Source organism: Mangrovicoccus sp. HB161399, from assembly GCF_013184745.1.
In the GTDB taxonomy this organism is placed as follows: Bacteria; Pseudomonadota; Alphaproteobacteria; order Rhodobacterales; family Rhodobacteraceae; genus Mangrovicoccus.
Genome location: NZ_JAATVU010000120.1, coordinates 4073 through 11085 on the forward strand (window position 1 = coordinate 4073; position 7013 = coordinate 11085).

General features: G+C 55.8%; 7 protein-coding genes and 2 pseudogenes. 2 read left to right on the forward strand and 7 right to left on the reverse strand.

What is annotated here, in order from left to right; genetic code table 11:
- A partial coding sequence (locus tag HCC78_RS30005; RefSeq protein WP_305848704.1) for a calcium-binding protein occupies positions 1-1604 on the forward strand: 1604 nt, incomplete at its 5' end.
- Positions 1605-1732: 128 nt separating this feature from the next.
- On the opposite strand, the gene HCC78_RS30010 is transcribed toward HCC78_RS30005, so the two are convergent.
- The 7 genes and pseudogenes from HCC78_RS30010 to HCC78_RS30035 all read right to left on the reverse strand — a co-directional run bounded on the left by HCC78_RS30010 (position 1733) and on the right by HCC78_RS30035 (position 6777).
- Positions 1733-2554 carry a DUF3037 domain-containing protein gene (locus HCC78_RS30010; RefSeq protein ID WP_172332419.1) on the reverse strand — a complete coding sequence of 274 codons (822 nt, stop codon included), beginning with the start codon at positions 2552-2554 and terminating at the stop codon, positions 1733-1735.
- Positions 2551-3360 (reverse strand): HipA family kinase, encoded by an 810-nt coding sequence (locus HCC78_RS30015; protein WP_172332420.1) that lies wholly within the window; start codon positions 3358-3360, stop codon positions 2551-2553. The genes HCC78_RS30010 and HCC78_RS30015 overlap by 4 nt, the downstream gene beginning before the upstream one ends.
- Before the next feature lie 193 nt (positions 3361-3553).
- The gene (locus HCC78_RS30020) at positions 3554-3691 is read right to left on the reverse strand and encodes a hypothetical protein (protein ID WP_172332421.1); all 138 of its coding nucleotides are present in this window, start codon (positions 3689-3691) and stop codon (positions 3554-3556) included.
- On the reverse strand, positions 3688-4011 hold the full coding sequence (locus HCC78_RS30025) for a hypothetical protein (RefSeq protein ID WP_172332422.1): 324 nt from the start codon (positions 4009-4011) through the stop codon (positions 3688-3690). The genes HCC78_RS30020 and HCC78_RS30025 overlap by 4 nt, the downstream gene beginning before the upstream one ends.
- Before the next feature lie 277 nt (positions 4012-4288).
- Positions 4289-4435, reverse strand: a pseudogene (locus tag HCC78_RS34205) (IS481 family transposase); the annotation flags it as partial.
- A gap of 57 nt (positions 4436-4492) precedes the next feature.
- Positions 4493-5791: a hypothetical protein gene (locus tag HCC78_RS30030; RefSeq protein ID WP_172332423.1), complete on the reverse strand. Its 1299-nt coding sequence runs from the start codon at positions 5789-5791 to the stop codon at positions 4493-4495.
- A 491-nt stretch (positions 5792-6282) separates the two neighbouring features.
- The gene (locus tag HCC78_RS30035) at positions 6283-6777 is read right to left on the reverse strand and encodes a hypothetical protein (protein WP_172332424.1); all 495 of its coding nucleotides are present in this window, start codon (positions 6775-6777) and stop codon (positions 6283-6285) included.
- Positions 6778-6894: 117 nt separating this feature from the next.
- Here HCC78_RS30035 and HCC78_RS30040 point away from each other — a divergent pair.
- Positions 6895-7013, forward strand: a pseudogene (locus HCC78_RS30040) (IS5/IS1182 family transposase); the annotation flags it as partial.

Genomic DNA, 7013 nt, shown 5'->3' on the forward strand with positions numbered 1-7013 from the left:
CACCTCCAACGCTCCTGACTCTCAACATCCCCTCGACCATCGATCTCGGGGATGGCGAGGCGGTGCTGGAGATCTCCGCCACGGCGGTGGATGACCTGATCGGCATCTACTACCTGGCCGTTCGTTTTGACGACGACCTGGTTTACAGCTCCAGTCCTGGCTTCGGAATCTATGCGAGCTACCCATTTGTCACCATGGGCAGCGCCAGGGACTGGGAAGATGGAAGCCACAGTGAGGACTGGGGCGTCTCGACGGCCAACACGCCTGGCATCTTGAACGTCTCTTCCGTCTATATCGTCGACATGGCCGGCAACGAACGGACCTATTCCGCTTCCGAACTCCAAGGCATGGGGATCAACACACAGATCGACGTCATCGGCTCCGCCGCGGACACCACGCCTCCAACGCTCCTGACTCTCAACATCCCCTCGACCATCGATCTCGGGGATGGCGAGGCGGTGCTGGAGATCTCCGCCACGGCGGTGGATGACCTGATCGGCATCTACTACCTGGCCGTTCGTTTTGACGACGACCTAGTTTACAGCTCCAGTCCTGGCTTCGGAATCTATGCGAGCTACCCTTTTGTCACCATGGGCAGCGCCAGGGACTGGGAAGATGGAAGCCACAGTGAAGACTGGGGCGTCTCGACAGCCAACACGCCTGGCATCTTGAACGTCTCTTCCGTCTATATCGTCGACATGGCCGGAAACGAACGGACCTATTCCACTTCCGAACTCCAAGGCATGGGGATCAACACGCAGATTGAGCTCCGTGAGTTCTCCGACCTCAGCCTCACGGGCGACAGCGGGGCCAACACCCTTGAAGGCGGGGCAGGCAACGACCTCCTCAGCGGTTTAGCTGGTCCAGATGTCCTGAATGGTGGCGAAGGTTCGGACACGCTTAGGGGAGGTCTCGGCAGGGACAGCCTCGACGGAGGTGCTGGTGCCGATCTGCTCCAAGGCGGGTACGGTAATGACCGCTACTACGTCGACAATACTGGTGATCGGATCATCGAGCGACCGGACAATGGCTACGACCGGGTCTTCTCGTCGGTCTCGTATCATCTCAACGAGCAGAGCAACAATGTGGAAGAGCTTGCCCTCACTGGAAGTGCAGACGTCGACGGCTCGGGAAATTTCCTGTCGAACAGGGTGTACGGCAACGACGGCAGGAACAGTCTTTCCGGAGGTATCGGAGACGACTCTCTCTTCGGGGGCATGAAGGCCGATGCGCTCTCCGGTGGCCGGGGCAATGATCTCTTGGCGGGCGGCATGGGCTCGGATCTGTTGATGGGCGGGCAGGGCGAGGACGTTCTGCGCGGATCGCGAGGAAACGACACGCTGCGCGGCGGCGGCGGAGATGACGAGCTTACTGGCGGACAAGGCGTCGATATCTTCGTCCTGGAGGTGGGCTCGGGCCACGATGTTGTTACCGACTTTACGCTCAGCGGAGACTTCGTCGCCGTGGACGGTGCCACAGGTATGGAGGAGGTTGTCATCTCCGAGGCCGGCGAGGGCGCGGTTGCTTCCTGGGCCGACAGCAGCCTGACTTTGCTTGGCGTGGACGCGGGGCTGCTGACATCGGACCATTTCCAGTTCTTCTGAAAATATGTCTGGCGCAGCTCGCGCGGGATGCCGGGGCGAACCGGATGGATGGGGCGCGGACGGCGCAGGGCGACGGGTGAAAAAGCGCCGCGGGGCGGGCGGCCGTGTCCGGTAGCTTCGACCCCGCATCAGTGTGCGGCAGCGGCGATCCTGTCGACCACGACCGATGCCTCAACCTCGTCCACCACCAGAGGAGAAAGCGGGCTCGATCTAAGAAGTGCCTGCATTTTTCCATACTGTGGCAAGAGCTCAGAGCGTTGCGGCTTTCCCGTGACGAAATATGGCCTCATTGTTCCTTCGAAGCCTGCGATGCTATGCATCTTCCCTGCGAGCCTCTGAGCTTTCTCGAGCATGCGGTCGCGGTTAGCAGAGTCAAAAGATACTCCTTGGACGCAGTGCCAAACTCCGTTCTTCAAAGCATGCTCGAAGGGAACGTCACCAAATTCGGAACGAACGACATGGCGCTCGAAGCGCTTGTAGAGCTGCGCAGCCTCAAGCTTCACCTTAACCGTTTCGAATACCTGCTCATCGGATCGTGTGTCGCGGGGAGCATCATCATCGTAGCGTCCGACGAAGCGCTCATACAGCATGTCGACCGTCTCAGCGGATGAACTCGTGATGCCACCTCCGTCCAATGCCCACTGGAGGCTGCTTGCGTCAGCGCGAAGAACGCCTCGCCCAATATCTCCGGCCTTTGCCGCGGAGGATAGCATGTCCCACGAGGATTCAATCTTCGAGAAGCGGTGCTCAAGTGCCTTAAGTGTGCCGGTGAGCGCGGGGGCATCGATGCCGGGATAGGCCTGTGCGATGCGCCCACGTCCGCGACGGCTCCTGAGTTTGAGAACACGCTCGCCAGGACAGCAGACAAGAACGCCGAGGTTCAAAGCTTCGCCGATCCAAACGTCATGGCGATACTGCAGGACGACATACGAATAGGCATGCCCCTTCATCGTTGAAGCTCCTCTTCGATGTTCGCCAGGACGGCGGCCAAGTACTCGACACCCTCACATAGGTAGTCGGTGATGCGATTCACAGTTGTCCTGTCCCAGCAGCTGGGAATCTCCGCGGCGATACCTGCAAACATGTCGCCTGGCAATCTACTCCAATCTGACGCGGCCCGGGTAAACTCTGGCATGTCTCGGTGTCGCAAGCGTGGCCAGAAGATGTGCTGATCGAAACCAGCGGTGTTCTGGAGCTGGGCGGGCAACCATGGCTTCCCTTGGAGGTCTTCGTATCCGCCTGTTCCAGATGCGTTTTGAAATGCTTCCCCATGGTCAATCATTAGGAAGTCATCTCCATGCAGGAGTAAGTTGGGGCTGTGCTCAGAGCGATCAAAGTTGTCTATCAGCGTGTCGAACAGATAGATGCTGGCCATGGTCGGCAGGGCGGCTCGCCGTGCAGGAGTTGCTGATGTCCAAACATTCCATTGCGGACCGGCGCTGATCGAGCCGAAGAGGACCTCCGGGCCTAATTCCAACTGATGGCGCAAGACTTGGTCGCCGACGGTTGCGATAAGCTCTGGCAAAACGACAACTTGGCAGCCTCTGGCACATGGCAAACCCAGCTCTGATGCGAGGCGTCCGGCCATCCACTCTCGTTCTAAGATGTTATCGAATGTCTTGGAGCTCGAGAAGTGGGGTCCCTTGAGGAAAACCTCGACCAGTTGCTGCCCATCTTGGCTCTGCGCCATTACCATGGGAGGAAGAGCGCGGCCACTACTAGCGCGTTGTCCGACATTTACCGCTTCGTAGAGCACAACTCTAGCCCTCCAGCATCAGCGCAGCGAATCCTTTGCGCGCTCTTGGTATTTGGGCGGCGGTCACCTAGCCTAGCAATCGTCCGATCCGGAGCGCCTCGACAAGGGCGCAACCAGTGTTGCTAGAGAATGACAACTCTATCGGCTGCCTCTCGCTCATGGGCGACGATCATATGGCCCAAATGCCTTGCGGTTAGAGCGCGGTGTTCCTTGAACAGCAGAGGGCGTCGTCGTCGTCTGGGAACTGCTGGTCGCAGATGTGAAGCGGGATGTATTCCGGCTGATCCTTGGCGAGCACGCGGGTCGCGTTGGAGATGGGGAGAGGCTTCATGCGGCCGATCCACCATGCGGCAGCTTGGCGCCATCGGCCCGAGGAGCTGGAACGTCTGCACCGGTGCGACGGGCCTCCACCACGACGGCGCGATCTCCGATCTTCTCGATGCGCTCGATGTCGAACCAGTGACCGTCCTTGATCTCGTTCTCCTTATCTGACTTCGGAAGGACGTACAGCTGGTTGCATCCGGTCATGTGCTCGGCGCGGGCGATCGCCACCCCGGTGAAGCCGGTAGGGGTGTCCTTCACCTTGTCCCCCATGACGACCCCGCAGAACGGGTCATTGTCGGTGCTCTTGCCGCTGAAGATGCGAAGCATGTTGGCTTTCCTTTCGGTGGTTTCGTCAAAGCGGTGATCTTGGCGTTTCTGTGGCGCGCCACAGGTACAGGTCAGAATTGATGATCTAGGCAGTGAACAAATGCGGGGATTTTGCGGAACGCTGCCGGAACATGGCGTCTCGCGCTGCCCTCCGAAGGCAGAGGTCTGAGTTCGGAATCTTGCCGGTTCAACCGCGTCCTAGTTTCACGGTTCGTTCCCGTTCTGTCTCTGGGACCAATTTCGGCCAAGTGCATGGTTTCGCGTCCATGTGTGTGTCGACGCGCTCCCGCTTCCGCCACTTGGCCACGGTCTTGACGTTCATGCCAAGCTCCCGGCTTAGCGCCGCGTTCGAAGCTTTCGATCGCTGTATGAGAGCTCGGATGGCGTGCGTAGTCGTGGCGCTGCCGTGAAGAACCTGTCCCATAGGGCATCCCTCTGATGGTTGCAGAGTAGTAGACCACCACACCCCGGGACTAAACATCTAGCGGCATACGCTGTAGATTTCGCTTATAACTATGTCTTTCGGAATTTTGACTGTATGTAGTTCTAAAATTCCCTCCTTAGCCATGCGCGTGAGATCTACGAGAGACATGCAATCTTTTAGTTGTTCTTCCAAAGCGTGAGGCCCGTCAGAATTTCTAATTTTCAAGAGTATTGCAATAATTTCTAGTTCGTCTTCGGCGAGCACCCTAAGGGGTTCGGAAATCCCTTTGTGAAAATATACTCCGTACGAACTGTTAAGGGTAGTCATCAGTCTAGCAGCTTCAAGATTCTGGTAGTCGAAAATGACCTGTACCCGTGCCCCCATGTCGTTGCCGCCACCTAGTGCATGAGGAATTCTGGGATAGATGTTTTTCGCCCAAAGAAGTGCAAGTGGAACGAATAATGCAGCAACGAGAAATGCCATTAGTGACATCATTGTGTAGTTTTCTGACTGAGTATTTGAATTATTTTTGTCATGCAAGAGAAAAAGAAATTCCGAGGGCACATTCATTTTTCTTTCGACGCAATTATGCACTCGGTCACAAAGGCAGGCGCGCAATGCTCGAATAAATTCCCTCCGATGGTGAAGAAGTACTATCCCAGCGATTAGGAAGACCACGTATACCATAACATAAAGAAAAATGAGAAACGGATGATAGTGAGAGGTGCTGGAAATTGAATTTATTATTTCTTGCAATATTTCTGATACTTGGATGCCAGTTTGTGGGATGAGAAATATAGAGATCGCAATTGAAATTAGGAGGAACCCGGCGATAATATAAAGAATTATCCTTGCCCACTTCTCACCTCTAATGTATCGGAATCGTAGAGTTTCATGTGATATGTATATATTCCTTTGAAAAACTTTGTTGTCTTTTAAGCTTGAGAGATCTTTCGTTTTTGCCGCATTGATTATCTTCTCGTACGGAAAGAGCTTTAGGCCTATAGATGCCCATAGTAGTGAGAGTGTCAGGAGGGCAGGAAGCGATGGCAATAAAAAGCTTAATCCGGAAACTAGGTACGTAGGCAACGACAAAGAAAAGGATCTAACGCCAAATTCACCATAGAAGCTGTTTACTATTACGAATCCGAAACCATAGAAGACTGCTCCAATGCCAAGGATCGCAGCGATAAATTTCTGAGCTTGATCAAGTCTCTCAACTAGATCGTTAGTCACATTTTGGTAGGGGGGAGGCTGATCGGGCTCTTTGGTGTCGGATTCCTTTTGTGTTTGGAGTGCTTTTCGCCAAACTTTTGCTGTCGCAATGGCGAGTCTTCGATCGGCGGACGTTTTCACCGATTAATCCTTTCATATGTCGAAAATATATGCCGTAAAACCCTGTCGGCGGTGTGTCCTATTCGCGTGGTCCGGTGTCAATGTTAGTGCATGACCGGCTGTGGCGCTACGGCTTATATGGGCTGCGGCGCTGAGCCGGTTGACACGTCGATCGTGACGGCCAGTGTGGAGGGCTAATAGATCAGAGAGGACTGCGTACGGATTTTTATATTGTCTCTGTCTTTCTCCGTATTTCCGTCATTTTCCACGTCCTAGTTTCCTCAAACGTTCTTGCTCCGTTTCTAGGACATTTTTCATCTAGATGGCTGTTTTCATATTGGTTCGTCCGGTTTCAAAATCCCCCGACTTCGGTCATGTCGGTTCGAATCCGACCTCGGGTACCAGCCCAATATCAATGACTTGTGCGATGTTCGCAATTTGGTCCAGCTGGCATTTCCAGTGTGACTCAGACACGCGACTCACAGTGTCTTGTTTCGTTTTTGTTCTGTTCTTCAGTCTTTTTCTCGCCGGAGCTGGGTATTTCGGCTCATGACCTTCCGGCTTGCGCGCGCCCTGTAATAGGCGATGGTTTCCGGCGTCTGGTTCGTGATGGCCTGGATCTCGGCGTCGCTGCATCCGGCGTCAGCCAACTGCACGATCGCGAGCTTCCTCAGGCCGTGAAGGCTGTAGGCTGCGGCGCGATCGCCGAGCGTCTCCCGCCAGCTGCGCAACTGCTTCTCGACGGCGTCGTAGCCCAGCGGCTCGCGCAGGTTCTTGTCCAGCACAAATGCGCCGTCTCGCGGCGTCGTCTCGAGGTATGCGGAGAGAGACGGCGGACAAAAGACGTCGATCTCGGTGTCGGTCTTCTCGTCGCGGACAACCATCCAGTCGCCGCGGAAATCGTGCCACCTGGTTGCAATAGCTTCGCCTGGCCTTTCTCCCTTGCCGGGAATGAGTTTCGCCGTCGTACGGACAGCCGGGGGCGCCTCGTCCAGTTTCGCGACCATCCATTCCGGCCACGGCTCCATCGGGTTCTGCGGACCATAGAAGTCCCATGCCTAGTGTCAGGACCCATTGATCCCAGCGGAACGGCATGATTCTCCGCGCGAAAACTGAGCGGTGACATGTCTGATCTCTTCTGGCTCAACGATGCGCAAATGGCGCGGCTGGAGCCCTGCTTCCCGAAGTCCCACGGCAAACCGCGTGTCGACGACCGGCGCGTCCTGAGCGGGATTATCTTCGC